Source organism: Natronobacterium haloterrestre (assembly GCF_900112205.1).
Lineage (GTDB): Archaea > Halobacteriota > Halobacteria > Halobacteriales > Natrialbaceae > Natronobacterium > Natronobacterium haloterrestre.
Genome location: NZ_FOKW01000003.1, coordinates 170,125 through 196,911, shown reverse-complemented (window position 1 = coordinate 196,911; position 26,787 = coordinate 170,125). Strand labels below are relative to the sequence as shown.

The window sequence follows — 26,787 nt, the reverse complement described above, 5'->3', positions numbered from 1 at the left end:
TACAAGCGCCAGCCGTAGACGCCGCCATGAGCGAGCCGAGCGCGCCCCCGACCGACCGAAACCGCCTCGACGAGGAGGAAAGTCCGTACCTGCGCCAGCACGCGGACAACCCCGTCAACTGGCAGCCCTGGGACGAACAGGCCCTCGAAACGGCCCGCGAACACGACGTCCCGATCTTCCTCTCGATCGGCTACTCGGCGTGTCACTGGTGTCACGTCATGGAGGAGGAGAGCTTCGCCGACGAGGACGTCGCCGACCTGCTGAACGACCACTTCGTCCCGATCAAGGTCGACCGCGAGGAGCGACCCGACGTCGACTCGATCTACATGACGGTCTGCCAGCTCGTCAGCGGGCGGGGCGGCTGGCCGCTCTCCGCGTGGCTCACGCCCGAGGGGAAGCCGTTCTACGTCGGGACCTACTTCCCGAAGGAGAGCAAGCGCGGCCAGCCCGGGTTCGTCGACGTCCTCGAGAACGTGATCGACTCCTGGGAGACGGACCGCGAGGAGATCGAGAACCGCGCACGGAAGTGGACGGACGCTGCGCGGGACCAACTCGAGGAAACGCCGGGGACGGATGGTGCCGTCGGCGAGTCGGCCGACCCCACGCCGCCCTCGAGCGATCTGCTCGAGACGACCGCCGACGCGGCGGTCCGGAGCGCGGATCGGCAGTACGGCGGCTTCGGCTCCGACGGGCCGAAGTTCCCCCAGCCCTCGCGGCTCCGGGTGCTGGCCCGCGCGTCCGACCGCACGGGCGAGGAGACGTACCGCGAGGTGCTCGAGGAGACGCTGGACGCGATGGCCGCGGGCGGGCTCTACGACCACGTCGGCGGCGGCTTCCACCGCTACTGCGTCGATCGGGACTGGACCGTTCCGCACTTCGAGAAGATGCTGTACGACAACGCGGAGATCCCGCGGGCGTTCCTGACGGGGTATCGACTCGCGGGCGACGACCGCTACGCCGAGGTCGTCGAGGAGACCCTCGCGTTCGTCGACCGCGAACTCACTCACGCCGAGGGCGGGTTCTTCGCCACGCTGGACGCCCAGAGCGAGGACCCCGAGACCGGCGACCGCGAGGAGGGCGCGTTCTACGTCTGGACCCCCGACGAGGTCCGCGACGTTCTCGAGGACGAGACGGACGCCGAACTGTTCTGCGAGCGGTACGATATCACGGCGTCGGGCAACTTCGAGGGCGAGAACCAGCCCAACCGCGCCCGCTCCGTCGCGGACCTCGCCGAGTCGTTCGACCTCGAGGAGAGCGAGGTTCGGGACCGACTCGCGGACGCCCGCGAACGGCTGTTCGCGGCCCGCGAGGAACGGCCCCGCCCGAACCGCGACGAGAAGGTACTGGCGGGCTGGAACGGCCTCATGATCGCGACCTGTGCCGAGGCCGCGATGACCCTCGGCGCGGACGAGTACGCGAGGATGGCCGTCGACGCGCTCGAGTTCGTCCGCGAGCGCCTGTGGGACGCCGACGAACGCCGCCTCTCGCGGCGGTACAAGGACGATGACGTCGCCATCGACGGCTACCTCGAGGACTACGCCTTCCTCGCGCGGGGTGCCCTCGCCTGCTACGAGGCGACGGGCGACGTCGACCACCTCGCCTTCGCGCTCGACGTCGCCCGCGAGATCGAAGGCGAGTTCTGGGACGAGGAAGCCGGGACGCTATATTTCACCCCCGAGAGCGGCGAAGACCTCGTCACGCGGCCCCAGGAACTGAGCGACCAGTCGACGCCCTCGGCGACCGGCGTCGCCGTCGAGACGCTGCTCGCGCTCGAGAGCTTCGTCCCCGACGCCGACTACGCGGAAATCGCCGAGACGGTCCTCGCGACCCACGCGGACCGGCTCGAGGGGAGTCCGCTCCAGCACGCGACGCTGTGTCTCGCGGCCGATCGGCTCGAGTCGGGCGCGCTCGAGGTGACGGTCGCGGCCGAGGAGGTGCCCGACGAGTGGCGCGAGGCGTTCGCGGCGGGCCATTACCCCGACCGACAGATCGCCCGCCGGCCGCCGACCGAGGACGGCCTCGAGGCGTGGCTCGACCGACTCGGACTCGAGAACGCGCCGCCGATCTGGGCCGGCCGCGAGGCCAGGGACGGCGAACCGACGCTGTACGTCTGCCGCGGCCGGACGTGTTCGCCGCCGACCCACGACGTCGACGACGCGCTCGAGTGGCTCGACGGGAACGCGGCGGTCGACGTCGAGACCGACGGTGACGGCGACGATCTGGAGGACGACGACTTCGAGAGCCCGTTCTGAAAGCGACAACGGCGGGAAAAGCAGGAGTCGGCGGCGCTACAGTTCCTCGTCGATCCGCTCGGCCAGCCAGAGCGCCGGCGGCAGGTCCTCCTCTTCGACGAACCGCGTTACCTCCTCGCCGTCGTCCGTCTCCACGACGACCGTCGGGATGTACTCGACCCCGTACTCGTCGACGCCGGGACCCTGCTTGTCCTGGTCGACGGCGTACTCCTCGATCCGGTCGTCTGGGACCTCCGCCGCCTCGAGGGCCGCGCCGAGGTCGGGCAGTAGCTTTCGGCAGTCCTTGCACCAGTCGCCGCCCCAGACCTTGTAGACGAGGTCGTCGTTGTACGCTGCGAGCGTATCGACCGCGTCCTCGTAGGAGGCGGCGTCCCACGTCGGGTTGGGGGTGAGGGTCTCGAGACTCATACCCACGGCTTGCGGCCCCGCCGGCTTAACGGCGGTGTTTCCGACAGGGTTCTCGCGAGGAGCCGAACGTGTTCCGGACTGTGTTCGGATCGGTAGGTGAAACTCTGTCCGACGTGCAAAGATTAATGCGATTTCGTAAACTATTCTCAACCGCCTCGGTGTCAGAGGCACGTGGTACCTGGGGTGCCACTCAGCGTTTTCTTGCCGTCGTACTCCTCGAGGCGTCGAGCCGTGCGAGTCCGACGTTACTCGAAGGTCTGGAACTCCACCGTCCGGCTCTCGGGATCGGACGCAAAGAACTGGTAGATGTCGTAGGTCTCGTTGTACCGTGGTTCCTCGTCCGCCAGTTCGGCCAGTTCCTCGTAGGCGTCGTCGACGCCGGCGCGGTCGTCGAAGACGAACGTGACGATGCCCTCCGTGTCCGCCGACTCGCGGTCGCAGAACCCGAACCGGAACGAACCGGCCTGCAGGATGGTGCAGTCGGGCTGTTCCCGCCAGACCGTCGCGCCGAGTTCGCGGTAGAACTCGACTACCTCGTCGTGGCGCTCCGTCCGAAAGAAGACGATGCCGTCCATACCACGACGTCACAGCGACTCGACAAAAAGTCTCCGACGAACCGCCGGCCTTTTTCCGCTCGTCGCCGACGGTCCGTCCAGCGAATTCGGCGTTCATCCGCGGGACGTCGAACCCGTCTCGGAGTCGGTAGAATTTTTACGCCAAACCAAAGAGTTATAGTATGGTATTTGACTCGATCGACGACCGCGGCCACGAACAGGTATCGTACTTCACCGATCCCGAAACGGGGCTCAAGGCGATCGTCGCGATCCACGACACGGCGCTCGGGCCCAGCCTCGGCGGCACACGCTTCTACGACTACGAAACGGAAGACGACGCCCTCGAGGACGTGCTCCGGCTCTCCGAGGCGATGACCTACAAGGCGGCCGCCGCCGACCTCCCGCTGGGCGGCGGAAAGGCCGTCATCGTGGGGAACCCCGAGGAGCTCAAGACGGAGGACCTGCTCGAGGCCTACGGTCGCGCGGTCGATCACCTGGGCGGCCGCTACATCACGTCGGTCGACGTCAACACGGGCGTCGAGGACATGGAGATCGTGCGCCGCGAGACCGACTACGCCGTCGGAACCAGCGACGGCCTGGGGAACCCGTCGCCGATCACCGCCCACGGCGTCTTCAGCGGGATCCAGGCCTGTGCCGACCACGTGTACGGGACGGAGTCGGTCGAGGGCCTCGAGGTCGTCGTGCAGGGACTCGGGAAAGTCGGCCAGGCGCTCGCGGAGGAACTCGCGGACAACGGGGCCGAGGTCACCGTCTCGGACATCGACGAGGACCACGTCGCGGCGTTCGCAGACGAACACGACGTCGACACCGTCGCGCCGGAGAACGTCTACGAGGAGCCCTGTGACGTCTTCGCGCCGTGTGCGGTCGGGGGCGTCGTCAACGACGACACGATCCCGCAACTCGAGTGTGACATCGTCGCCGGCGCGGCGAACAACGTCCTGGCCGAGCGCCGCCACGCGGAGGCACTCCGGGAGGAGGGGATCGTCTACGCGCCCGACTACGTGATCAACGCGGGCGGCCTGATCACGGTCGCGAAGGAGTACCTCGGCGGGACCCGCGAGGGGGCCTTCGACGAGGCGGCCGCGATCGGCGACCGCCTCAGTGAGATGATCGACCGGGCCGAGCGCCAGGACACGACCGTACTCGCCGCCGCGGAGGAGTACGCGGAGGAGCGCATCGAAAACGCCGAGTCGGTCGACGAAACCGCCGTTCCGGCGGAGTAGATCGATAGCTGGGGATCGATCCGGACGCCCGACACCGGCACGAACTGCCGACGTCCGGCACGCGTTTACGTATCCACCCCTTATGCGGGTGTAATGAAGGCAAGTATCCTGGACACGATCGGCTCGCCGCTGGTCCAGGTCGACTCGCCAGAGGGGGCGACGGTCGCCGCGAAGATCGAATCCTTCAACCCCGGCGGTTCGGCGAAGGACCGTCCCGCACGGGAGATGATCCGGGCCGCCGAGCGCGAGGGCCGGATCGAGCCCGGCGACTGGCTCGTCGAGCCCACGAGCGGGAACACGGGGATCGGGCTCGCACTGGTCGCCGCCGCCCGCGACTACGACCTGACCATCGTCATGCCGTCGGACAAGTCCGAGGAGCGCCGGCAGGTGATGGCGGCCTACGGGGCCGACCTCGAGCTCGTCGACGGCACCATGGAGGATGCCCGAGACAGGGCCGACGAACTCGCCGAGGAAGGCGCGATCCAGCTCGGCCAGTTCGACAACCCCGCGAACCCGGAGGCCCACTACCGGACGACCGGCGAGGAGATCGTAGAACAGGTCGGCGACCGGGAAATCGACGCTTTCGTCGCCGGCGTCGGCACCGGCGGAACGATCTCGGGGACGGGCAGACGACTCCGGGAGGAGTTCCCCGAGATGGAAATCGTCGCCCTCGAGCCCGCTCGTAACGCCGTCCTCTCGACGGGGAAGGCCGGCAACGACGACTTCCAGGGGATGGGACCGGGCTTCGTCAGCGAAAACCTCGACCGGGATCTGATCGATCGCGTCGAGACAGTTCGCCTCGAGGACGCCGAAGCGGAGTGTCGCCGCCTCGCCCGCGAAGAGGGGATCCTCGTCGGGCAGTCAAGCGGCGCGACGAGCCTGGTCGCCCGCCAGGTGGCCGCGGAGATCGCCGAACCGGAAACCGACTGCCCGGAGGTCGTCGGCGCGTTCGACGAGGCCGCGCCGCCCGAGACCGACGGGGGACGAGGGGCCGAGGACTGCCCGCTGGTGGTGACCGTCTTCTGGGACAGCGGGGAGCGGTACCTCTCCACCGGGCTGTTCGACTGACCCGGTTCTCCCCTCTGATCGCACTGACAAAACGTCTCTTTTACCTTGGGGAACGGTCTTTACCGTCCCCCTGATACCTTCGGACACGATGGAACGACCCTCCGAATCTACGCGCTCCAGACGAGCCCTTCTCGCTGGCGGGACGGGCCTGATCGCGCTGGCCGCCGGTTGTCTCGGCGACGAGTTCGGCGGCGTCTCCGACCCGTCGGGTGACGACGGGACCGACGACGAAGGCGACGGGAACGAATCGGACTCGAACGAGAGCGGAAACGAGACCGACGGCGACGAGAACGACGAGAACGACGGGAACGAGACCGGCGGCGAGGGCGACGGCTTCTCCTACGAGACGTACGCCTACCAACACCCCCAGCCCCCCTCGAGCCCGGAAGCCTGGCTCTTCCTCGAGGAAGACGACGCCGACGACTGGCTCGAGGAGCGCGAATCGGCCGGCGGGTCCTCCGACGCCCTCGCCGATTTCGTCGCAGACACGCCGTTCGACGACGGCCTCTTAGTCGCCCTCGAGGCCGGGGGGTCGGACCTCTGTCACGAGATGGTTCTCGACGCGATCGACCTCGAGGACGAGGAGCAGGAGGGAGACGACGAGCGACTGGCCGTCGACGCCAGCGTGGACGACGGGCAGGACGAGGCACAGGCCTGCGCGGAACAGATCACGGCGGTCGGCCTCCTCGTCCGCGTGACCTTCGAGGACGACCCCGTCACGGAACTCTCGGCGACGATCGTCGATCAGGACGGCCAGGAACACGGGTTCGGGATCGGCGTCGATTCGGCGAGCGAGGAGGGTTCCGACCGCAAGTAACCGGACGCCGACCGCCCTCGAGCCCCATTCAGGGCGAGTACTCCGACTCCGTGAGTCGAACGACCAGCGTCTCCTCGACGTCCCGCAGGTCGTAGGCCGGGAGGTCGCCGTCCGTCCGGCGCACGTACAGCGGTTCGACCAGTCGGAGCGTCGCGTCGGCCTCGTCGCTGTCTTCGGAGTCGTCCCCGCCGTTCCCGTCGCCGTCGCCGTCGCCGTCGGCTTCGGCTCCGCGATCCACGGGGACGTTGGCTCCCGTCTCCGGCGGCGACGGATTCGTTTCTCCCCTGTCGACCCGCTCGAGCCCGTAGACCTTGCAGAACTCGCCGGTCTCGTGGGGCTCGACGTCGCCGTTCCGGAGGTCGGTCGCGAGCGACCGCGAGAGCCACTCCTCGTCGCTGATGCTCGGCTCCTGAACCAGGGCCGCGTCGACGAACCGGGTGAGGTACCACTGGAGGTCGTTCAGCAGGGTGACGGCCGCGCCGACGCTGACCGTCCGGACGGCGAGTGAGTTCTCGAACGGCCGCCGGAGGTCGTACGTCGCGAGTGCCTCGCGGGAGGTTTCCCGGGAGAGGAGTTCGTACTGGAGGTTGACGTCGTCGTTCCCGATGAGACAGACGCGAGTCACTGTCCTGTGGTGGGTGCGTGGCCGTAATGTGGGTTTCGGGTTCGTCGTCCGGACAGTCGTTCGCAGACGGTCTTCCAGTGTGAGTGACTCTCACGATTTCTTAAAGCTCTCGCATGTGAACCCGAGCGCCGATGGGGCCACCGGGCGTCGAACGCGCCGACGAGAGCGATATCGACGATGGACCGGAGCGACGTGCGAGTCGAAGACAGCGACGGCGAGGACGGGAGCGGAGCCGACGGCGCGGCCGCCGCGGGTGGTCTCACGTGGCCGTAGCGCCGAACGCCCCGCTCGAGGACCTGGAACTGCTCGAGGGATCGAACGGGCGTTACTACACGGCCTGGCAGGTGCGACGACGACTTCGGATCGGCGAGTGGCGTCGCTGCCTTCGCCAGCGCGAACCCGGCCCCGACCGGCGACTGGTCGAGACCGACGAGGGCGCGTTGCTCATGTTGACGCCGATCGAGCCGGCAAACGTCCCGTGCTGGCTCGAGGTCAGAGTCGTCGGTGAGGCGACGCTGGCGGTCGATACGCGCAGGTGCCCGTCGCGGAGGCCTGCGGTCCAGCCGTGAGGATAAAACGCGGCCATGTGAACCCCGGGAGTCGAGCCATGGGCCGCGAAACGGGCCGTCGTGAACCGGCGGACGTTCCTCGGCGCGGTCGGATCGGCGGCATCGCTCGGCGCGTTCGCGTACACGCGCCGCGATCGGTCGACCGTCGACACGCTCGCCGTCCGTGTCTGGCGCTCCGAACGGGCGGCCCGATACGACGGCGTCCGGGACCGAGTCCGGGAGTACCTCGAGCGGTTCCTCGACCTCCCGTACTGGTCGCTCGAGCTTTCCTTCGGCGGGACGGTGGCGGTCGCTCACGAGGACGGCGCTCGCGTCACGACCCGCGGCGAGTGGCCCCTGACGCTGGCCGGCGGGCTGGCCGGCGCGAGCGACCTCGAACCGGCCGCCGACGTGAACCTCCTCGTCACCGACGGCGGAATGGTCGACGCACCGACGGGGTACGGGCTCCCACACGTCGCGTCAGTTGGCGGAGCGCGACACCTCGCCGCGCTCGAGCCGATCGACGAACTGCCGGCGACCGTTCCGGACGCCGAAGACGAGAACCCGGACGTCCCCATCGACCACCCGATCGTGCCGCTGACGACGCCGACGCGGACGATGCAGGTGTTGCTCCACGAGGTCGGCCACGCGCTCGGCCTCGACCACGATCACGGCGTCGTCTTTCGGTCCGGTGAGACGGTCGTCGCGACGCCGATGCTGAGCACGTACGCGTTCTCGTCGTCGTACGACGGCGATCGGTCGGCCTGCAAAACGGCCTATCCGGAGACGACGGGCCGCGACAGGGCGATTACGCTCTCGTTTTCCGGCTGTGCTCGGCGTCGACTCGAGACGTACGCCGGCGACGTGAGGCCGTAAGGTCCCGCGGGCGTGGAACCGACGTCCCGCTGCTACGGGACACGGTACCGAGTAACGGGGACCAATCGAAAAGCGGAATTTCTCGAGTCGAAGTCCGGAGATTATTCTTCGTCGTCTTCTTCGTCTTCGCCGCGGACGAACCCGGCCTGGGCCTCTGGATCGTCGACGGTACCGGCGTTCGGGCCTTCGATGAGGTCCTCGAAGTCGTCGACCTCCCCGTACTGATCGCGGTACACCAGCGCTGCCTTCCCCTTCGAGGTGATTTCGTAGAGACCGGACCGCTCGGCCGGTCCGATCTTGTCGACGAGACCGTAATCCTCGAGGACCGGCAGTCGGGTGTTGATGTTCTTTCGGCTCTTGCCCGTGTGGGCTGCAAGGTTCGTTGCGACGTTCCGTCCCTTGTCCTCGAGCGCCTCGAGGATCAGGAAGTCAGTAGGTTGGCGCAGCTTCACTCTCGTTCACTCTCGTACCGTAGGTATATTTCCAGTGGTAACTAATACTTTCGGCTCTGGTCCGACAGTTCGGGGTAGCTATTGACAACAAATATCGCGATCGGTGTCGACAGTTCACGCAGTCACGAACCGACTCGCGGAACCTCGAGCGGCGCGTTCCCGTCGGACTAGGACACGTGAGGGCGGTCGTCGTCCGGGAACGCGGGCTCGTCGATCCACGACGTATCGGGCGGATCGAGCAGATCGATCCCCGCCGTTCCGAGCCACTGGAGGAACGTCGTCACGTCGTCGGGATCCTCGACCCGACAGGAGGCCGCGGAGGGTGCCGAGTCGCCGACGCGAACGGCGATCCCCTCGGGCAACACGGTCCGGAACGCGGACTCGTCGGTAACGTCGTCGCCGACGTAGATCGGGACGGCGTCGGCCGGCGCGTCCGCCGCGATCAGCGCCACCGCGTTCCCCTTTCCCCAGGGGACCGCGGGTTCGATCTCGAGGATGCGTTTCCCGGTCGAAATCTCGAGGTCGTCGCCCGCGAGCCGGTCGACGACCGCGCGCGTCCGCTCGGCGACGACGGGCCTGGCGGCGCTCGGGACGGACCGAACGTGGACCGTCGCCGTCACCCCCTTGTTCTCGATACGGGCGTTCGGGACCGTATCGAGGGCGGTCTCGAGCGTCTCACAGACGGCCTCGATCAGTCTGGTACGCTTCCGGGCGACGGGGTGGACGGCGACCGACCCTTTGCGGGCGAGCTCGAGCCCGTGGTTGCCGGCGTAGATCGACGGGCCGTCGATCCGCTCGCGGACGTCGGCCAGCGCGCGGCCGCTGACGATCGCAGTGTCGATCGCGGGGTGGTCGGAGAGGGCGGCGACCGCCGCCCGATTGTCCTCGGTCGGGGCCGCCTCGTCGGGTTCGTCGACGATGGGGGCGAGCGTCCCGTCGAAGTCCAGACAGAGCAGGAGCCGGGAGCCGCCCTCGATCCGCTCGCGGACGCGAGGCAGCCGTCGCTCGAGGGGGACCGGAACCGAGTCGGCGGAGGCGGCTTCGCTTCGGGCCGTCATGTTATGCGGGAGGTGTTCGTTCGGGGTGGTCCGAGTCGAGATCCGGGTCGGAGTCCGAGTCCGATCCCGAGTCCGAGCCAGGGTCAGCGTCGAACTCCATCCCGGACCTCGAGTCCGACTCGAGTCCCGAATCGGAGCACGGTCGGTTCCGTCCCCGACCCTGCTCCTGTCGCCTTCTGCCGGACCGACTCGGCTCACCGTGGAGCCGACGCATCCAGTCGAACTGCGCGCTCATCCAGCGCTCGATGTCCGCGTCGAACACCCGATCACGGAGCGTTCGCATCCGTCGCCGTCGCTCGTCGATCGGCATCTCGAGTGCGTCCGCGATCCGTTCGGCCATCCCGTCGATGTCCGACGGATCGATCGTGATCGCGTGCGACCCCAGCAGGTCGTGTGCGCCGACCCGGTCGCTCAACAGCAACGTGTCGCCGGTGTCGTCGACGCTGGCGGCGACGTACTCCTGTGCGACGAGGTTCATCCCGTCGACCAGCGGACTGACGAGCAACAGATCCGCGTGGCGGTAGAGCGCACAGAGTTCCGCCTGCTCGAGGTAGTCCTCCGTGTAGATCACCGGCTGCCAGTCGTCGGTGCCAAAGCGGCTGTTGATCCGCTCGACCTCGCTGCGGACCAGGTCGCCGTGGCGCTCGTAGGTGGGAATGTCCGTCCGCGAGAGGGTCGCCTTCTGGACGAAGGTGAACTCCCCGCGCCAGTCCGGGTAGCGCTCGAAGAACCGCTCGAGCGCGGCGAGGCGTTCGGGAATCCCCTTCGTGTAATCGAGGCGATCGACCCCGAGGCCGATGACGGCGTCGTCCGGGTGTGGGACGTCATACTCCGAGCGCAGCGACTCGAGGGGTCCCGCACCGACCTCCCGGGCTTCACGGTCGTAGCTCGCGGCATCGACGCCCATCGGGGTCGCGACGACCCGCGTCGTCGTCCCCTCGTAGTGGACGGTTCGGCCCTTCCGGTCGACCCTCGCCGCCGGCAGGAACCGCTCGACCGACTCGAGGAACCGGTCGACGTAGCGGTCGACGTGGAACCCGAGGAGGTCGTTCCCGAGCAGCCCCTCGAGGACGTTGCCGCCCGCGGGACAGTATCGGAACGTCGAGGGATCGGGCCAGGGGACGTGCCAGAACTGCGCGACGGTGGTTCCGGGGGCCACGGCGTTCCGGACCATCCGCGGCGCGAGCGCGAAGTGATAATCCTGAAACCAGACCACGGAGTCTTCGTCGGCGTGTTCGACCACCGCGTCGGCGAACTGCTCGTTGACGGTGCGGTACCACTCGAAGTCGTTCGCCCGGTCCTCGACCAGTTCCGGAAAGCCGTGACAGAGCGGCCAGAGCACGCGGTTGCTGAACCCGTAGTAGTACGAGTCGATGGCCTCGTCAGGGAGGTCGATCCGGCGGAGGGTGTAAGCTTCCTCCCCCGGCGGCACCGCGACGCAGCCGTTCTCGTCCGCGACGTCGAAGTCCGCGTCGCCGTCGCCCCAGGCGATCCAGGTGCCGTCCGTTCGCTGGACGACGGGGTCGAGGCCGGCGGTCAGCCCGCCCGTGGGTTCGTCGACCGTGATCGAGGGGTCGGCGTCGGTTCCGTTCCCGGCGTCCACTCCGCCGTCCGACTCGTACTCGTGTCGATACGGCTGCCGGTTGGACACGACGATCAGCGACCCGGGACAGACCGGTCCGCCGTCACGGCCGTCCGCGTCGGTCCGTTCGCGGTCGGGATCGGTACCCGCGTCACCTCCCCGCGGCCGACCGCTCTCGTCTGCCCGTCGGTACGGTGACTCCCAGTGCGTCGACGACGACCGCTCGTCGGTAGGTCGCATTCGCTGCAATATCACAGCGCCGCCACTGGTTGATTCGCGGCCTGCAACCGCAGGGGATCCAATACTTTTTCCCCTCGTTCGTTCCGACGAACCGGTCGCCGAACCGTACCGTTTTCGAACGCCGACCGTCTCGAAGTGGTGACTCTCACGGGAAGGATGGGGATGACGGGGACGACGGGGACGCGTCGAAAAAGGAGAACGTAGCTCGTGCCGTCGGTCAGTAATAGTAGACCTCGAGTTCGTGACCGCAACTCCGACAGCGCGCGTTCTTTCCCTGGAGTCGGTTCGAGTCGTCGCCGCCGATGCCGGGACCGGGCGGAACGGACGCTGAGACCGTTGCATCGCAGTTCGGGCACCCGATGTCCATCGCCGAGCGGTTCGATCGCGACATGTCGGCGGTGTATGCCACCCCGGCCGATAGTTATACCAGCCGTACCGCGCCGGTTTCGTGCCGTTTCGAACCGTTCGCTTCCGTACGGTAGCGTTTACGCCGTCGAATCGTCGGAAGCGAGCGCCTTCCGCGCCGGTATCCCGGCCGTACGCCCGACCGGCGTGGAACTCGAGGCGTGGGATCCGAACCGACACGTAGCGGTCCGGCCGCAGTTCGGCACGCGTACCAACGGACATTTGATCGCTCCGCCCAACAACCGCATATGGAACGCCGAACGTATCTGCGATCGCTCGGGGCGGCGGCCACGGTGGGGGCCGCAGGCCTGGCGGGCTGTCTCGAGGACTCTCTGGGTGCCGTCGGCGGCGAGGAGTCCGAGGAGACCCACTGGGGCGACGGCCCGACGGTCCTCGAGCCGCCGGAACAGACCCGGGGCGATCCCTCGCACCCGATCCACGGCGAGGAGTTCCCGGAGTTCACGCTCCCGGATCCCATCGCCGGGGAACCCGTCTCGCTCGATGATCTCGTCGGCGAGCGGTCGTTTCTGATGACGTATTTCTTCACCACCTGTCCGGACGGGGCCTGTCCTGCGCTGATGACGTACTTCCAGCGCATTCAGGCCGACGCGGCCGAGCAAGGATACGGTGACGACATCTCACTGCTCGCGATGACGTTCGATCCAGAACGGGACGATGCCGAGGCCCTCGAGGAGTTCGCCGCCCAACAGGGTGTCGACCACCAGGCCGACAACTGGCACTTCCTGCGACCCGAAAGCTACGAGGAAGGGAAAGAAACCCTCCACGACGACTTCGGCATGCGGATCCGGCGTGTCGAGGAGGAGGATCTCGAGGACCGTGAGGACCACGACGGCCACGATCACGGCTACAGCTTCGACCACATCAATCTGATACTGTTGGCGAACGAAGACGGGATCGTGGAACGATCGTATCCACAGGCGCTCAACGAGGATCTCGGCGGCGGAGCACAGCGCGTGCTCGAGGACACGAGGGCGGTCGTCGCAGGACAGCACTCGGAACTGGACCTCGAAACGGAATCGGAAGGGAACACGGCATAGCCATGCAACGACGGGATATTCTCGCCGGACTCGGAAGCGTCGGTATCATCGGCGGAGCCGGTGTCGCAGCGGTGTACGGGCTCCCGACGGGTGACGACTTCGGTGACGGGGCCGACGGGAGTACCGGGGACGACGGTAGTGACGGCGGTGACGGCGGCGACAGCTACGACTCGGTCGAAATCGAGACGGTCGACGCACCGGGCAGCGAGGCTGGGACCGTCCTCGTCCCCGCGACGGACCGCCCGACGTTCGTCGACTTCTTCGGAACCTGGTGTCCGCCCTGCAAGGAGCAGATGCCGGCGCTCGCCGAGGCCCACGAGCGGATCGGTGACGAGGTCCTGTTCATTTCGATCACCAGCGAGTCGGTTGGAGAGGACGGAATGGTTACCGAGGCGGAACTGGTCGAGTGGTGGGACGAACACGGCGGACAGTGGACCGTCGGACTGGACCCGGCGGCGCAACTGAGCTACCGTGTTACCAGCTACCCGACGGCGATGACGATCGACACGTCCGGACGAATTCGATGGTCGGACAGCGGCATCAAGACGGCTGACGAAATCGTCTCGAAGATCGAGGCCGTGCTCGATCTCGAGGACGGCGGTGAATCCGATCCCGACTCCGAAGGCACGGAGGATGCCTGATGATCGAGCCGGACGTCCTTACCTGGATGGTGGTGGCGCTGGGCGCCGGGATCGGGACGTTCTTCTCCCCGTGTGCCTATCCGCTGTTACCGGGCTACGTCGGGTTCTACGTGAGCCAGACCGAAGGGGAAAACGCCTCGGTCGGCGGTGCTGTCAGCCGCGGGCTGGTCGCCGGTCTCGGCGTCCTCGTGACGTTCACCGCGATCCTCGCGATCGCCTATCGAGTGGGCCACGGGGTCATGTCGAACATCCTCTACTTCGAGCCCATCATGGGCGTTATCGTGCTCGGGTTCGGGCTCTTGATCCTGTTCGATCGGGCTCCCTCGCTGTCGGTGACGCTCCCGCAGCGGCGCTCGAGCGTGCTCGGGTTCGGCGTGTTCGGGGCAGGCTACGCGCTGGCGGGTGCCGGCTGTGCGCTGCCGCTTTTCCTCCCCGTCGTCGGGCAGGCGGTCTCGATGCCGCTCGTCGATGCCGCACTGGTTCTCGGCACGTACGTCGGCAGTATCGTTCTGCTGATGATCTCGCTAACCGTCGCGACCGGAATGGGAGTGCTTGCCAGCGCCGGCAGACTCGCGGCCTACAGCAATCAGCTCAAGCAGTTCGCGGGCGCGATCATGATACTGGCCGGGATCGGGCAGCTCTACCTCGCCATCGTCGTGTACAACGTCTTCTGACCGATTTCGGCTTCGTCTTTCTCTCCCCCTCTCTCCCCCTCTCTCCCCCCTCTCCCCCTCGAGTCGAAACCTACCCGGAACGTTCCACTCGCGTGAAGTACGCCCGGCACCAGCAGGTCCGAAGCGTATTCGTCCGACCGGCGAAGGGCAGACGAGATGTACTCGGATCTGCTGCTCGCGACGGACGGGAGCGACGGGGCACGGCGAGCGACCAATCACGCGATCCAGCTCGCACGCGAACTCGAGGCGGACCTGCACGTCGTCTCGGTCGCCGAGGAGGGCCCTCACAGCACTGACCGGCGCGACGAGATGCGCAGCGACCCCGAGGGCGAAGCCCACGAGGCGGCCGAAGAGGCCGCACGCGAGGCCGAGAACGCCGGCCTCGAGGCGACGACGACGATCCGCCACGGCGTCGCCCAGGAGGAGATCGTCGCCGTCGCGGAGGCGAACCCGATCGATGCGATCGTCGTCGGCACGGTCGGGCGATCCGGGATCGACAAGATCCTCCTGGGCAGCGTCGCGGAGGAGGTCGTCCGGAACGCGCCGGTTCCGGTCGTGACGGTTCGCGAGCGATCGTAGTCCGCGAGTCGGGATCGGGCCCCGACCGGTCTCCACGCGGTGGGAAACGCCGTCTTACTGCGAGGTACGAGTGTGATAATTAACCGCGTGCCCGGCGTACGCCGTCGTACCGCGACCCACCGCACGGCCTTCGTTCTCGGTCGGCCGCGGTCCCCGGAGATCCACGTCGTTCGGCGGTGGGAGCGTTACTGGTGAGACACGGATGAACGGACGCGGCGACCCCGGCGGAGCGACCGTCGTCGGCGACGCCCTGCGCGTGCTCGTCGCGGGCGACTCGCCCCGGATCGACGCGACGGCCGACGCGCTCGCCGCCGAACTGGTCCCCGCCGCAGTGGTGCGCGCGAGAACGCTCGAGGAGGCACGCGAGCGGCTGGACCGGGAGGACGTCCACTGTGCCCTCTGTGAGTTTCCCGGTGAGACCGGCCAGGAACTGCTCGAGTCGACCGCCGACGGCGTTCCCATCGTCGCGGTGACCGACGACGGCGCGGCCGAACGCGCGCTCGAGGCCGGCGCGACCGATGTCGTCTCCCCCGACGCCTCCGCGGACGTTCTCGCGGCCCGAGTGGGACACGTCGCCGAGTGTCGCCGTCGCGCCGAGCGGGCGGCCGACCGACGCCACCGCGCTCTCATGGAGAGTGCCGACGCGCCGATCTGGCTCTTGGAGGCCGACGGTACCGTCACGTACGCGAGCACGGCCGTCGAGGATCGGTTCGGGTACGCGCCGGGCGAACTCGAGCGGACGCCGCTCGAGCGGCTGCTCCACCCGGACGATCGACCGACCCTCCGGGAGGCGCTCGAAGGGATCGCGAACGGACCGTTCGGCGCGACGGACCGGCTCGCAGTCCGGATCGGCAGCGTCGACGGCGAGTGGCGCGTCGCGACGCTGACGCTGGCCAACCGGCTCGAGGATCCCGCTCTCGAGGGGGTCGTCGCGACGGCGGCGCTTCCGGGTGCGACTGCCCCGTCGGACGTTCGCGACGCGATCGATCGCCTCGAGGAGCCGCTGTTCGCGGTCGGCCCGGACTGGGAACTCCGCTGGGCGAACGCGGCTGCAGGGCGGTTGTTCGCGGACGACCCGGAACCGGGACGAGTCCTCTGGGACGTCCTCCGGGGGGAACTCCGGGAAGAATTCGGCCGCGAACTCCGGGAGGCGGTCGCGTCCGCCTCGAGCACGCGCTTCGAGGCGACCGTTTCCGACGAGGACGGGTCGACGACGTTCGCGGTGTCGGCAGCGCCGGCCCGGGAGGATGAGGCGGCCGCGAACGGCGGCCTCACCGTCCTCGCTCGAGAGCGACACGACGGCGAAACCGGCGAATCGGACCGGCTCGCGGTCCTCGAATCTGCCATCGACGCGCTCGAGGACGGGATCGCAGTCGTCGACGACGGGACCATCGAACTCGCAAACCGGGCGCTGGCCGACCGCTATGGCCAGGACGACCTCGTCGGGCACGAGGTTGCGCGGCTGTTCGACGACGATCTCGCCGCCGCCGTCCGCGAGCGAGCGCAGTCGTCGATCGTACGGTGGATGGAACCGGTCCGGGGTGAACTCGCGGTCGAGGACGGCGTGCCGGTCGACGTCTACGTGGCCCCGCTCCGGGAGCCCGGCCGGGATCGAACCCTCTGTGTCGTCCGGGATCGGAGGCGTTCCGGCGCGGGCGCACTGTCGGCCGCTCGCCGCGCGCTCACCGCGATAGAGCGGGCCGAGACCGCCGCGAGCGTCCGGCGGACGGTCCTCGAGACGCTGCTCGAGCGCACCGAGGCCGACCTCGCGGTCTGGTACCGCGCCGACGAGGACCGGTACAGCCCGGCTGCGATCGAGACGGCTGGCCCGAGCCCGTCGCTCGAGCCGCCGCCCATCGATCGAGACCGGCTGAGCGACGATGGAGTCGCGCTGTTCGAGGACCGCACGGGACCGACGGCCGTCGATAGAGACGAGGTCGGCGACTTCCTCGCGGCGGCGGGGATCGACGCCGAGCGCGCACTGGTCGTACCCGTCGGCGACGCGGCCGTCGCGCTCGCGACGAGCCCGGAACCGCTGGCCTTCGAGTCCCTCGATCGGGACCGCGACCGGGAGGCGGTCGAAGCCATCGCGGACGGAGCCGCGATGGCGCTCGCGGGGTTCGCCCGGGAGTCGAGCCTGCGGACCTGTCGGCGGGACCGCTCGCGACTCGAGCGCGAGTTGACCCTGGAAGCCGACGCCCGGGACCTCGCACGGTCACTGCTCGAGGCGCGGAGCCGCGAGGGGGTCGAACGGCGACTGTGTGAGGGGCTCGTCGAACTCGGCGACGGGAGCCGACGGGAAACCGACGGGCCAGGCGGCGCGACGGCGGTCGTCTGGGTCGGCGGCGTCGACGCTGGCAGCGGGACCGTCACACCGCGGGCCCGGGCCGGCCGCGATGTTGCCGATCTGCTGGACGGGCTCGAGCTTCCCGTCGATCGGGAGGCCCCGGACCCGACGGGTCGAACGGCGGCCCGGGGCGAGGCGACGGTCGTCGACGACCTCGAGGCTGCGCCGACCGGGACCGCTGCGGACGCGGCCACCGACCCCGACGACTCCAACGGCGAACGCCGTCGTGCCCGCGAGGCCGGCTTCCGGTCGGCGCTGAGCGTCCCGCTCTCTCACGATCGGGACGAGTTCCGGTACGGAACGGTCACCGCGTACGCCGAGCGATCCGGGGCCTTCGGCGACCGGCTCCGGCGTATCGTCGGCTTCCTCGCCCGGGTCGCGGCGTACGCGATCGGCTCGCTCGAGCGCGAACGCGCGCTGCTGGCGGACGGCGTCGTCGAACTCGAGGTCGTGTTCCGGGACGACTCGGAACCGTTCGCGGCGTTCGTCCGGCGGGTCGGCCGGCGGGTCGACGTACGAGCCGTCGTCCCGCGGTCCTCGGGGGGAGCGACCGTCTACTGCGCGATCGCGCCGGCGGATGATGCGGCGGCGACCGAGGCCGGGAACGGAAACGAAAACGCGGCCACCGAGGACGACCCCCTCCAGTCGGCCGCCGACTCCGTGTCCGACCTCGAGTCGGTCGAGCTGGTCGGGGACGATGCCGAAGACGCCCGCTCGCAACTCGTCGAACTCGAGTTCGCCGGCGCGACCGTCGCGGAGCGGATCGCGACCCACGGCGGGGTGTTGCGCTCGGCACGGGCGGTCGACGACCGGGTCCGGCTGGTGATCGAACTCTCGCGGACGCTCGAGGTCAGGTCGTTCCTCGACGCGCTCGAGCGCGCGTACCCGGGGACGGAACTCGTCGCACGCCGCGAGCGCGACCGGGCCACGCGGACGACACGTCCTTTCGAGGCCGAACTCCGGGATCGACTCTCGGAACGGCAGCTCAGGACCCTCGAGAGCGCCTATTACGGCGGCTTTTTCGCCTGGCCGCGGGAGAGTACCGGCGAGGAAGTCGCCGAGTCGCTGGGGGTCTCCCAGCCGACCTTCAGCCGGCACCTCCGGCTGGCCGAGGGGAAACTGTTCGAACTGCTGTTCGACGAGCGGTTCAGTGCGCCCGAATGAGCCCGGGCGAACGTCGCGGGCCCAATAGCGGATTTACTCGACTCGAGCGCGCAGACCGTGACCGGTGGTGACCGCTTCGGTTCGATTCCAGGGGCCCACGTCGGCCGGACTCGACCGATCGGCTGGGACGCGAGTAGTACGCTGTTACCGGGAGATCGCCACGACTGAGACCATCGACGAGCGGAGAAACTTCGTTTTTCTTGCCGGTGCCAACGTAATCGAGAATGGACCGATGAATAGGTATTGATATCAGATTTTTTGATGGTTGCCTGTATAGCGGCCACGACCATACGTTCGGCGTCGAATCGTCTATTCGATGAGCGCGTTCCCGGTAACGAGCGATTACAGCGACGATCCGTGGGTCGGAGGGATCGAATCGTGAGCATCGACGTGGCCGACGCCGAAAACGAAGGTGAGCCGGAGCCGGAACACGGGGAGCACGAACGCGAGCGGTCCGGCCGTGGACCGCAACCGGAGTCGGAATCCGAGCGGGAGTACGAACAACACCAACACGAACGCGAACAGGAACGCAGTTCCGACCACAGCGCCGTCCGATCCCGGGCCGACGGGGGCGTCGTCGCCCAACTCCGGCTCGATCACCCCGATCTCTTCCTGCGGCCGACGCTGCGGCGAACGCCGGAGGTCACGGTCGAACCCGAGTACTGGACGGCCGTCGACGGCCGAACGCTCGTGTTCCTGACCGTCCGAGGTACCGCATTTTGCGAGTTCGAGGCCGCCCTCGAGACCGATCCGACCATCGCGGACCCCGTCCTGCTCGACCGACACAGCGAGGGACGCGTCTATCGCGTCGCGGTCGCCGAGGGCACGGTCACGTTCGTCGACCGGGCTGCCGAGGTGGGGGCACACCTGCTCGAACTCTCGAGTTGCCGCGACGGGGACGGCTGGTGCGTGCAGTTCCGGTTCCCGAGCCGGGACGACCTCGTCGCGTTCAACGCCGACTGTGACGAGCGGGGCGTCTCCGTGACGGTCGACCATTTGCGGGTCTCGGACGACGGCGACGACGGCGTCGTCGCGCTGACCGAGAAACAGCAGGACCTGCTCCTGACCGCCTACGAGGAGGGGTACTTCGACGTGCCGCGGGGGATCTCCCAGGACGAGCTTGCCGACCGGATCGGTGTCTCGAAGTCGGCGGTCTCACAGCGGCTCCGGCGGGCGATCGGCCAGCTCTGTGGCGCGACGCTGTCCTGATTTCTCACGGTAGAGGAGGCCCCAGTGCTGTCGCTGGTTCGTTCGGTGCACACGAAGAGAAAACATGATCGCCGTGAAGCTCAGCCCTCGACCCTCGACCCTCGAGTTTCGAGTTTCGAGTTTCGAGCCCTGAATTTGAATTCGAACTCGAACGTGAACTCGAGCTCGAATACCGACCGAGGGACGCTGGCCGGTCAGTCCTCGCCGTCGTCGTCTTTCATCGCCCCGAGCTGCGAGACCAGTTCGTCGGTCGAGGCGTCGGATTCGAAGGACATCTCGCCGTCGTGGTCGTTCTCGTGGACGTTGACAGCTTCGACGTCTTCGTCGTCGTCGGCCGTCTGCTGCTGTTGTTCGGATTCGTCGTAGCTACCAAAACCCATACCCGTACAACGGCAAGGTCGTTCAAAGGTGTGGCGGTTCGGGACCTCTCCGCGACACCGTCCCACTGTAATCGCGCCAACGGGAACCGTCGCCGCCGAACCGCACTCGAGACGGTTGTCTTCTCGAACTGTACTCGCCCCCGTCGGGGCGAGATCGGGGCGACGATCTCGTCCTCGACGCTCCGTCCGGTGTCGGCCTCACGGCCCCGAACCGAGCGGGCGAACGGGGGTTCCAGAACGCCGCTCCGGACGGCGTAATCGGCGCGAAACGTACTGCATGGGAACGATAAGCCGTTGCTTTTCGGCGAGAGGATCGTCGCTTGCTGTACCGACCGGCCGGTCGACTCGAGCGTCGATACCGGCCGGAATCGGTAGATCCGAGAGCCGCCCGGATTCGGTGGTGTACGCCGCTGTTATCGGGCTGCTGGGGTCGTCGACCCCGTGGCGGAGCGCCGAAACCGGGGGCAGGAACGACGCCTCGATCGTGGGACGTCGATCGACAGCCCGGCCTCCGTTTATGACCTGTACCCTCCGGTTTCAGGGGTGTTCGGTTGACATACCCCACTACTGACGCCACGGGATGGTGGATCTTCACGGTATTTCGATATATGGTGGACGAACGTCCTGTCAATAAGTGTGATCGGTCCGTTCTCCCGCATCTCGAGTCGGATTAGCCGCAAACTATCTCGAACGAATTACCCCGACGCTACCGGCCGCGGTAGCCTATCTATAGTAATGGGCCAGGATTGCTTCCGTATCTATCATGTCCACGTACTGCTTCGTCGCTCGAAGAACGCTCTCGGGCGGGCGCTCGGCGGGGGATCGTTCGCCTCCCGGCGCACGTCCGCTGCGGACGAACGGCCGCGCATCCGACGGTCGCCTCGCCTCCCGAACCGGCCCGGAAACGGACACCAGGTGATCGGACATGTGTGGAATCATCGGTCACGTCGGCGATGGCAACGCTCTCGAGACGCTGCTGACCGGACTCGAGAACCTCGAGTACCGTGGCTACGATTCGGCGGGTGTCGCGGTCCAGAACGGCTCCGGGATCGCCGTCCAGAAACGCTCCGGCAAGGTCGACGAACTGAAAGACGCCGTCACCGACGAGAGCCTCGAGGGCGAGGTCGGGATCGGTCACACCCGCTGGAGTACCCACGGGCCACCTACGGACGAGAACGCCCACCCGCACACTGACGGGACGACAGACGTCGCCGTGGTCCACAACGGCATCATCGAGAACTACGCCGAACTCAAGTCCTGGCTCCGCGAGCGCGGCCACGAGTTCACCAGCGACACCGATACGGAGGTCATCCCCCACCTGATCCAGTACTACCTGGACCGGGGACTGGACAACGAGGCCGCGTTCCGCCGCGCGATCGACGAACTCGAGGGCAGCTACGCCGTCGCGGCGATGCTCTCCGGCGAACACGTCCTCTATGCCGCCCGGAAGGGGTCGCCGCTCGTCGTCGGCATCGAGGACGACGAGTTCTTCCTCGCCAGCGACGTGCCCGCTTTCCTCGAGTACACCGACAGCGTCGTCTACCTCGAGGACGGTGACGTGGTCGTCGTCGAGGAGGACGGGATCGAGTTCACGAACCTCGAGGGCGAGCCGATCGACAGGACACCCGAGACCGTCGACTGGGACCCCGAACAGGCCGGGAAGGGCGAGTACGACCACTTCATGCTCAAGGAGATCCACGAGCAGCCGACCTCGCTGGCCCAGGCAATTGAGGGCCGCATCGACCCCGAGGCGGAACGGATCTCGCTCGAGGGGTTCGACCCCGGAACCTTCGAGGGCGTCGACAGCGTCCAGCTGGTCGCCTGCGGAACCTCGTACCACGCCGCGCTGTACGGCTCGCTCGCCCTGAACAGCGCCGGAGTACAGGCGACGGCGCTGCTGGCGAACGAGTACAGTGTCGCCGCGCCGCCGGTCGACGACGACACGCTGGTCATCGCCGTCTCCCAGAGCGGCGAGACGGCCGACACCCTGAGCGCGCTTCGACGCGCCAAACGCCACGGCGCGGACACGCTCACGGTCACGAACGTCGTGGGGTCGACCGCCGCCCGCGAGGCCGACGACGCGCTGTTCATCCGGGCCGGCCCCGAGATCGGCGTCGCGGCGACCAAGACGTTCTCCTCGCAGGCGGTCATGCTCGTCCTGCTGGCCCAGCGGATCGCCGACGACACCCGCGGCGAGGTGCCCGCCGACCTCGAGTCGCTTCTGCCGGATCTCGCCCGGATGCCCGAAGGGATCGACGACCTGCTCGAAACCTCCGAGGCCGACGCCGTCGCCCGCCACTACCTCGACAGCGAGGCGTTCTTCTTCATCGGTCGCGGGCTCGGCTTCCCCGTCGCGCTCGAGGGTGCGCTGAAGTTCAAGGAGATCACCTACGAACACGCCGAAGGCTTCGCCTCCGGGGAACTCAAACACGGGCCCCTCGCGCTGGTGACCCCCGAGACACCCGTGTTCGCGATCTTCACCGGGGAAGAGGACGAGAAGACGCTGAAAAACGCGGAGGAGGCCCAGACCCGCGGCGCGCCGGTGATCGCGGTCTGTCCGGCGGACCACCGCGCGGTCGAGGTCGCCGACGACCACCTCGAGATCCCGGACGTCGACTCCGACCTCGCGGGCCTGTTCGCGAACGTACAGCTCCAGCTGGTCTCGTACTACGCGGCCGACCTCCTCGGACGACCGATCGACAAGCCGCGGAACCTGGCGAAAAGCGTTACAGTCGAGTAGTGTCCGCGCGACGGTCCCGATCCCCCTTTTCTTCGAGACGAACGAACAGGGACGCCGGTCGCCGAGTGCGGCCCCGAGGCCGCGGGACGCGAAGCCACCCCCGTAGCCCCCGTCCGGACGGCGTCGGTCGGAAACGACTCGCGCTCGGCGAGGTTGCGTTCTCGGGCGCAACCGGAGGGCTTCGGCGGTCGCACAACGCGTGCTACCGATCGTCACCCCCCACGCTGAAAACCGATCCGATTCGCTATAAATACCGCACCTGATACGTCCGGATCCGGGCTACCGATCCCGGTCGACCGTCTCGCCCGGACGCGTCGTCGCCCCGGCGTCGAGTCGCAGGCCGGGCGTAAGACTGGTGTTGATCCCCGTCTTGACGCCGTCGCCGGCGACGACGCCGAACTTCCGGCGGCCGGTCGAAACGCGGTCGCCTTTCACGGTGAACTTCACGTCCGCGTCGTCGTGGCGGAGGTTCGCGACGGTCGTCCCCGCGCCGAAGTTGACGTCGCGACCGAGGACGCTATCCCCGACGTACGAGAGGTGGCTGACCGACGTCCCCGCCGAGAGGACGCTGTTTTTGATCTCGACGGCGTTGCCGACCGACGCGTTCTCGCCGATCAGCGTCGCACCCCTGACGTAGGCGTTGGGCCCGACCGTCGCGCCCGACCGGATCAGCGCCGGCCCCTCGATCACGACGCCCGGTTTCACCGTCGCGCCCGCCTCGACGACCACGTCGCCCTCGAGGTGGGCCGAGTCGCTCACCTCGCCGTCGATCCGCCGGTCGAGTTCGCGGATCTTCCACTCGTTGGCCTCGAGCAGTTCCCAGGGGCGGCCGACGTCCATCCAGCGATCGACGGTGACAGGCGTGACGGCGAACTCCTCGATGACCCGCGCGAGTACGTCCGTGATCTCGCGTTCGCCGCGTTCGCTTGCCGGCACCTCGAGCCACTCGCGGGCCTTCGCGGGGAAGGCGTACGCGCCCGCGTTCGCGAGGTTCGTCGGCGGATCGTCGGGTTTCTCGACGATACCCGATATCGTCCCGTCGTCGGTGCTGAGCACGCCGTAGTTGCGGGGATTCTCGACTTCGACGGCACCGACCGCCGGCGCCCGCTCGAAGAGCCGTTCGATCGCCGCGGGGTCGTAGAGGTTGTCGCCGTTGAGGACGGCGAACGGTCCCTCGAGCAGCCCTGCTCTGCGGACCGCGTCGACGGCGTCCGCCGTCCCGTTCTGTTCGGTCTGGACGGCGTAGGACACGGGGACGTCGCGGTACGAGTCGCCGAAGTAGTTCCGGACGACGTCGGCCTCGTACCCGACGACGAGGACGACCTCGTCGGCCCCGGCACCGATCGCCGCGTCGACGGCGTGGGCGGCCAGCGGCCGGTCGGCGACCGGCAGCATCGGTTTCGGCACGGTTTCCGAGAGCGGTCGAATCCGCGTTCCCTTACCCGCCGCGAGAACGACAGCTTTCATGACGCCAACGTACGGCGATTCCGGGGATAAATATGCAGCATCTACCCGTCGTACGCGCCCCGAACGCGGGGCGACGCCATCCCCGTCCCTCGATTCGGATGAAGTGGCGTACCGGTCGGAGGCTACCGGAACGGGTCAACCGGAGCCGATCGATCCGCCACGGCTCTCGAGAACCGGACCGGTTCGTCGCTCGCGACGGAACCGCACCGATCGCGACCCCATAACCGGCCCATAAACGACCTATTACCGGTAAGAAATACTGAATTTCCGGCGGGGAACCGGGCGAGACGGCGAGGTAGCGAGGTGGTATGGACGGGCCGATCACCCGGTCTAAATCCGAGACTAACTTCGAGGAACGGAGTTATGCAGTCTATAGTAAATACCCTTCTGTGGCAACGCGTTGGTGATGTCGACGGAACCATCCGACGCCAAGTGGACGCCGATGACGTCTCGAGAACAGACGAGCGCCCCCCGGTGTGTCAACTGCGGGAACCAGGTCACGCGACAGTTCGCCAGGGTCTTCGGGGACAATCGCGACGTCGTTCACGCCTGTCCGGAGTGTGCGACCTACCGCGAGATGAAGACCTCCGACTTCATTCCCAAGGAAGCCCGATAAGCCACGTTCGGTCGCCGGTCCGGTCGTCCGACTCGGGGAACGGGGGCTCCCCGATCTCGGCTTCGGCCGCGGCCTCGAACCCGATCGACACCGCGGCGCACCCGTCCCATCGGTCGCCGTCGGCTCGCCGGCCTCGTACGGTTCACTGTAAGTCATTTCCGGCGCAACCGCCGCCCGGGTCACGGTTGCGCCGGTACATGGTTACAGTAATCCGTATCACCCGCCCGCTGCGACCCGATCGATCGCTTCCTCGACCGCCTCGCTCGCCTCGTCGAACACCCGATCGACGGCCGCCTCCGATCGGGCCTCAGCCGTGATCCGAACGAGGGGTTCGGTCCCGCTGGCGCGAACCAGGAACCAGCCGTCCTCCGTCTCGACACGAACGCCGTCCAGCGTGTCGACCTCGTCGTACCGGTCGGTCAGGCGGGAGCGAACCGCCGCCACGACCGCCGCCTTGTCCTCCACCTCGAGCGACGTCCGCCGAATCGGATACCGCTCGATCTCTCCGACGAGTTCCGATAGCGGCCCCCGGTTCGCGACGAGTTCGACCAGTTTCGCCGCCGCGAGCGGCCCGTCGGGACAGCGACTCTCCTCGGGCCAGATCCAGGCGCCGCTCGGCTCGCCGCCGAAGACGACTCCATCGTCGGTCGTCCGCTCCGCGACGTAGACGTCGCCGACCCTGGTCCGGATCACCGACGCGCCGACGTCCGCCACCGCGTCGTCGACCGCCAGGCTCGTGTCGACGGGCGCGGCGACGTCGACCCCTCGCTCGCCGTGCTCGCGGACCGCCGCTCGAGCGAACAGGGCAAGCAGCGCGTCCTTGGGGACGAACGTTCCCGTCTCGTCGACCGCGAGGGTTCGATCGGCGTCGCCGTCGTGGGCGATCCCCAGCTCCGCGTCGGTGTTTGCAACGACCGTCGACAGCGTTTCGAGCGTCTCGGCGGTCGGCTCGCTGGGCCGCCCGGGGAAGGAACCGTCGGGCTGTCCGTTCAGCGTCTGGACGTCACAGCCCAGGTCGTCCAGTACGTCGGGGGTGACCGCGCCGGCCCCGTTGCCGAGGTCGACGACGACCGAGGGCGTCCGCTCGAGCGAGACCGCGTCGGCGATCCGTTCGGCGTGAGCGTTCCGCGCGCGGCCGTGCTCCCGGCGGTCGCCGAGCCCGTCCCACCGTGCGAGGTCGTAGTCGTCCTCGCGAACGCGGCGTTCGATCGCCTCCCGCTGCTCGGGGCCGAACGCCTTCCCGGACGGCGTCCAGAGTTTGATCCCGTTGTCCGTCGCCGGGTTGTGCGAGGCCGTGACCACGACCCCAGCGTCGGCCTCGAGCGCCGCGATCGAGCGTGCGATCGTCGGGGTCGACTCGACGCCGACCTCGACGACGTCCGCGCCACACTCCCGGAGGCCGGCCGCGACGGCGTCGACGAGGACGGATCCGCTCTCGCGGACGTCCCGCCCGACGACGACGGTGTCGTACCCCTCGGAGGCGACTGCCCGCCCGACGGACAGTGCGAGGGCTGCCGTCACGTCTTCGCCGACGGTTCCGCGAATCCCGCTGGTTCCGAACATACCCGTCGGTGACGGGGGCCACGCCCTTACTATGCGGGGACTACCGTTCGGGCGCGCTCGAGCACCCGACGGCGTCGGTCGATCGCCGCCGAACGGTCGGGAGCGAGCGATGCCGATCCGGCGGCGGAGGCGGACCGTTCGAACGGGATTAGTACATCCCTAGATTTCTGAACCGTCTGGATCGTATATACCGCTGACCGGCGTACGATTCGGTACGATC

General features: G+C 68.0%; 24 protein-coding genes. 14 read left to right on the top strand and 10 right to left on the bottom strand.

The window, feature by feature from the left end; translation table 11 throughout:
* Positions 1 to 26: 26 nt before the first annotated feature.
* Entirely contained in the window at positions 27 to 2,252 is a 2,226-nt protein-coding gene (locus BM113_RS07490) for a thioredoxin domain-containing protein (RefSeq protein WP_089786734.1), read from the top strand.
* 36 nt (positions 2,253 to 2,288) lie between these two features.
* Here BM113_RS07490 and BM113_RS07485 read toward each other — a convergent pair whose 3' ends face one another.
* Both BM113_RS07485 and BM113_RS07480 read right to left on the bottom strand, forming a co-directional pair.
* Complete coding sequence (locus BM113_RS07485; RefSeq protein ID WP_089786732.1) at positions 2,289 to 2,660, bottom strand: TlpA family protein disulfide reductase; 372 nt, start codon at positions 2,658 to 2,660, stop codon at positions 2,289 to 2,291.
* A 245-nt stretch (positions 2,661 to 2,905) separates the two neighbouring features.
* On the bottom strand, positions 2,906 to 3,235 hold the full coding sequence (locus BM113_RS07480) for a glyoxalase (protein ID WP_089786730.1): 330 nt from the start codon (positions 3,233 to 3,235) through the stop codon (positions 2,906 to 2,908).
* A gap of 161 nt (positions 3,236 to 3,396) precedes the next feature.
* Between BM113_RS07480 and BM113_RS07475 the strand changes: the two genes are divergently transcribed.
* The 3 genes from BM113_RS07475 (at position 3,397) to BM113_RS07465 (ending at position 6,343) form a co-directional block, all read left to right on the top strand.
* The gene (locus BM113_RS07475; protein ID WP_089786728.1) at positions 3,397 to 4,458 is read left to right on the top strand and encodes a Leu/Phe/Val dehydrogenase; all 1,062 of its coding nucleotides are present in this window, start codon (positions 3,397 to 3,399) and stop codon (positions 4,456 to 4,458) included.
* A gap of 93 nt (positions 4,459 to 4,551) precedes the next feature.
* Positions 4,552 to 5,526: a PLP-dependent cysteine synthase family protein gene (locus tag BM113_RS07470; protein ID WP_089786726.1), complete on the top strand. Its 975-nt coding sequence runs from the start codon at positions 4,552 to 4,554 to the stop codon at positions 5,524 to 5,526.
* An 88-nt stretch (positions 5,527 to 5,614) separates the two neighbouring features.
* Positions 5,615 to 6,343 carry a hypothetical protein gene (locus tag BM113_RS07465; RefSeq protein ID WP_089786724.1) on the top strand — a complete coding sequence of 243 codons (729 nt, stop codon included), beginning with the start codon at positions 5,615 to 5,617 and terminating at the stop codon, positions 6,341 to 6,343.
* Between the two features lie 28 nt (positions 6,344 to 6,371).
* On the opposite strand, the gene BM113_RS07460 is transcribed toward BM113_RS07465, so the two are convergent.
* On the bottom strand, positions 6,372 to 6,968 hold the full coding sequence (locus BM113_RS07460; RefSeq protein WP_089786722.1) for a DUF5804 family protein: 597 nt from the start codon (positions 6,966 to 6,968) through the stop codon (positions 6,372 to 6,374).
* A 263-nt stretch (positions 6,969 to 7,231) separates the two neighbouring features.
* Here BM113_RS07460 and BM113_RS07455 point away from each other — a divergent pair, with 263 nt between their 5' ends.
* Positions 7,232 to 7,537 carry a hypothetical protein gene (locus BM113_RS07455; protein ID WP_089786720.1) on the top strand — a complete coding sequence of 102 codons (306 nt, stop codon included), beginning with the start codon at positions 7,232 to 7,234 and terminating at the stop codon, positions 7,535 to 7,537.
* Positions 7,538 to 7,597: 60 nt separating this feature from the next.
* On the top strand, positions 7,598 to 8,392 hold the full coding sequence (locus BM113_RS07450) for a peptidase M10A and M12B matrixin and adamalysin (RefSeq protein ID WP_089786718.1): 795 nt from the start codon (positions 7,598 to 7,600) through the stop codon (positions 8,390 to 8,392).
* Positions 8,393 to 8,493: 101 nt separating this feature from the next.
* Here the strand turns inward: BM113_RS07450 and BM113_RS07445 are convergent, their stop codons facing one another.
* The 4 genes from BM113_RS07445 to BM113_RS22260 form a co-directional block, all read right to left on the bottom strand.
* Positions 8,494 to 8,844 carry a winged helix-turn-helix domain-containing protein gene (locus tag BM113_RS07445; protein ID WP_007142897.1) on the bottom strand — a complete coding sequence of 117 codons (351 nt, stop codon included), beginning with the start codon at positions 8,842 to 8,844 and terminating at the stop codon, positions 8,494 to 8,496.
* Positions 8,845 to 9,011: 167 nt separating this feature from the next.
* The gene (otsB, locus tag BM113_RS07440) at positions 9,012 to 9,902 is read right to left on the bottom strand and encodes a trehalose-phosphatase (RefSeq protein WP_089786716.1); all 891 of its coding nucleotides are present in this window, start codon (positions 9,900 to 9,902) and stop codon (positions 9,012 to 9,014) included.
* 1 nt (position 9,903) lies between these two features.
* Positions 9,904 to 11,724, bottom strand: a complete 1,821-nt coding sequence (locus BM113_RS07435; protein ID WP_089786715.1) for an alpha,alpha-trehalose-phosphate synthase (UDP-forming) — start codon at positions 11,722 to 11,724, stop codon at positions 9,904 to 9,906.
* Positions 11,725 to 11,941: 217 nt separating this feature from the next.
* Positions 11,942 to 12,115, bottom strand: coding sequence for a hypothetical protein (locus tag BM113_RS22260; protein ID WP_177209121.1), 174 nt, complete (start codon positions 12,113 to 12,115; stop codon positions 11,942 to 11,944).
* Between the two features lie 262 nt (positions 12,116 to 12,377).
* Between BM113_RS22260 and BM113_RS07430 the strand changes: the two genes are divergently transcribed.
* The 6 genes from BM113_RS07430 to BM113_RS07405 all read left to right on the top strand — a co-directional run bounded on the left by BM113_RS07430 (position 12,378) and on the right by BM113_RS07405 (position 19,801).
* Positions 12,378 to 13,187 (top strand): SCO family protein, encoded by an 810-nt coding sequence (locus tag BM113_RS07430; protein WP_089786713.1) that lies wholly within the window; start codon positions 12,378 to 12,380, stop codon positions 13,185 to 13,187.
* A 2-nt stretch (positions 13,188 to 13,189) separates the two neighbouring features.
* Complete coding sequence (locus BM113_RS07425) at positions 13,190 to 13,828, top strand: TlpA family protein disulfide reductase (protein ID WP_089786711.1); 639 nt, start codon at positions 13,190 to 13,192, stop codon at positions 13,826 to 13,828.
* Positions 13,828 to 14,502, top strand: a complete 675-nt coding sequence (locus BM113_RS07420; RefSeq protein WP_089786709.1) for a cytochrome c biogenesis CcdA family protein — start codon at positions 13,828 to 13,830, stop codon at positions 14,500 to 14,502. Before BM113_RS07425 ends, BM113_RS07420 begins: the two co-directional genes overlap by 1 nt.
* A gap of 156 nt (positions 14,503 to 14,658) precedes the next feature.
* Complete coding sequence (locus BM113_RS07415; RefSeq protein WP_089786708.1) at positions 14,659 to 15,081, top strand: universal stress protein; 423 nt, start codon at positions 14,659 to 14,661, stop codon at positions 15,079 to 15,081.
* Positions 15,082 to 15,283: 202 nt separating this feature from the next.
* Positions 15,284 to 18,592 carry a bacterio-opsin activator domain-containing protein gene (locus tag BM113_RS07410; RefSeq protein WP_089786706.1) on the top strand — a complete coding sequence of 1,103 codons (3,309 nt, stop codon included), beginning with the start codon at positions 15,284 to 15,286 and terminating at the stop codon, positions 18,590 to 18,592.
* Between the two features lie 378 nt (positions 18,593 to 18,970).
* Positions 18,971 to 19,801, top strand: coding sequence for a helix-turn-helix domain-containing protein (locus tag BM113_RS07405; protein ID WP_089786704.1), 831 nt, complete (start codon positions 18,971 to 18,973; stop codon positions 19,799 to 19,801).
* Positions 19,802 to 19,995: 194 nt separating this feature from the next.
* Here the strand turns inward: BM113_RS07405 and BM113_RS07400 are convergent, their stop codons facing one another.
* A complete protein-coding gene (locus tag BM113_RS07400; RefSeq protein ID WP_089786703.1) occupies positions 19,996 to 20,181 on the bottom strand; it encodes a DUF5786 family protein in 186 nt (61 codons plus the stop codon).
* Between the two features lie 925 nt (positions 20,182 to 21,106).
* Here BM113_RS07400 and glmS point away from each other — a divergent pair.
* Positions 21,107 to 22,921, top strand: a complete 1,815-nt coding sequence (gene glmS, locus BM113_RS07395; RefSeq protein WP_089786700.1) for a glutamine--fructose-6-phosphate transaminase (isomerizing) — start codon at positions 21,107 to 21,109, stop codon at positions 22,919 to 22,921.
* Positions 22,922 to 23,200: 279 nt separating this feature from the next.
* On the opposite strand, the gene glmU is transcribed toward glmS, so the two are convergent.
* Positions 23,201 to 24,388 carry a bifunctional sugar-1-phosphate nucleotidylyltransferase/acetyltransferase gene (gene glmU / locus BM113_RS07390; RefSeq protein WP_007142910.1) on the bottom strand — a complete coding sequence of 396 codons (1,188 nt, stop codon included), beginning with the start codon at positions 24,386 to 24,388 and terminating at the stop codon, positions 23,201 to 23,203.
* Positions 24,389 to 24,794: 406 nt separating this feature from the next.
* Between glmU and BM113_RS07385 the strand changes: the two genes are divergently transcribed.
* The gene (locus tag BM113_RS07385; RefSeq protein ID WP_007142911.1) at positions 24,795 to 25,004 is read left to right on the top strand and encodes a DUF7563 family protein; all 210 of its coding nucleotides are present in this window, start codon (positions 24,795 to 24,797) and stop codon (positions 25,002 to 25,004) included.
* 216 nt (positions 25,005 to 25,220) lie between these two features.
* Here the strand turns inward: BM113_RS07385 and glmM are convergent, their stop codons facing one another.
* Positions 25,221 to 26,567 (bottom strand): phosphoglucosamine mutase, encoded by a 1,347-nt coding sequence (glmM, locus tag BM113_RS07380; RefSeq protein WP_089786699.1) that lies wholly within the window; start codon positions 26,565 to 26,567, stop codon positions 25,221 to 25,223.
* Positions 26,568 to 26,787: the final 220 nt, after the last annotated feature.